The sequence below is a fragment of the Vibrio hibernica genome, assembly GCF_015223435.1.
GTDB classification, from domain to species: Bacteria; Pseudomonadota; Gammaproteobacteria; order Enterobacterales; family Vibrionaceae; genus Vibrio; species Vibrio hibernica.
Genome location: NZ_VHKO01000122.1, coordinates 1 through 1297, shown reverse-complemented (window position 1 = coordinate 1297; position 1297 = coordinate 1). Strand labels below are relative to the sequence as shown.

Annotated in this window: 1 protein-coding gene; it reads right to left on the bottom strand. The window is 42.0% G+C overall.

Annotation, left to right across the window (positions count from 1 at the left end):
• Nucleotides 1-19: 19 nt before the first annotated feature.
• Nucleotides 20-1297: IS1634 family transposase (locus tag FH976_RS15740; RefSeq protein ID WP_194091716.1), on the bottom strand; the 1278-nt coding region annotated here is incomplete at its 5' end.

The window sequence follows — 1297 nt, the reverse complement described above, 5'->3', positions numbered from 1 at the left end:
CCGACATTCCGCACCTCATTTAGGAATAAATTGCTTCATACAGCTTACCTAGCAATTGAAGCAATCGCCTCTGATGATCTTGAATGCCGGTGATAAACCATTGTTCACCGAACTCAAGTGTATCGACTCCTTCAAATTTTAAAAACACCCAGCGAGCAGTTGGCTTAGATGTGGTTTTGTTCTTAACCATGCTTGGAAAAAACTCTTCAGTAACAGCCAACTCTTGACGTATCTTATGCTCGAGTCCAGCATAAACCATTAGGCTTAAGGTCATTATCATGAGTAAAGCTTCGATGCGTTGTGGTTTTTTTAAGAAGATAGATGATGTTAAAAACTCAGGGCTTTTAAGGAAGCGAAACCCTCGCTCAACTTTCTGTTGTGACTTGTAGTGTTCCAGTAACGCAGCCATATCGAGATCGGTACTTTCAGTATCATTGGTCGCAAGAATGAACATGCCAACTTTAAGCTTCGCGAGTTTTACCTTTTCTAAATCAGTGAACGGATTTGCTTCAATTTTGTAGTGGTATCCAGTTGGATCCTCATCTTTTTTAGGGCGCCCTCGGCCAGCAAACTCGGGCACTTGCCGTATCTCACTTTGCTCGAAACTCAACAGTTGGCATTGACTCTGAAATTCACTCATAGCCTTTTGTGCATCAGTCGCACAGGCAAACTGTTTCTTAGCTAATTGAGCTAGAGATTTAAGCTCTTTGGTCAGATTTTTATCCAAATTTTTATAAAAAGTGGCTTCTTCTCGCTTTGTCGCTTGCTCGCTGTTCACTAACAACCATCGCTGCTTCACGTTGCCATAATCAGATTCAATCCAGCGCCCCGAATAACCATTACCGATAGGCTCTAATTGCGTTGGCGATAATGCCAGTAGAGCTTGTTTGGCCATTTTAATGGTCATTGGGACGCGTGTAATGAACTTCTGCTTTTGTTCATCAAGTGAGCAAATACTGTCTGACGTGTATAAAGCTGCATCAGCAATAAAGTAACGACTATTTTGCGCGGCTTTAAGGCAGTGAATATGGCGCTTAGTGACCTCTGCGAATGCTTTTGCATCGTTCGTGTTTCCACTAAGAGCCTGCATATAAACAGGGAGCCCTGCTTGATTTTCACAAATTAATTCAAGGACAACCTGATTCAATTCAGGTCGGTGATCTCGACTATAACCTTTGACGAGTTGAATAGAATTAATGTCATCCTCTGCTGATTGAGTATATTCACCATCAACATGGAAACTCGTTATATCAAGGTGGACAGACTCTGTCTTGAGGCCCAATTTTTCAACGGTATG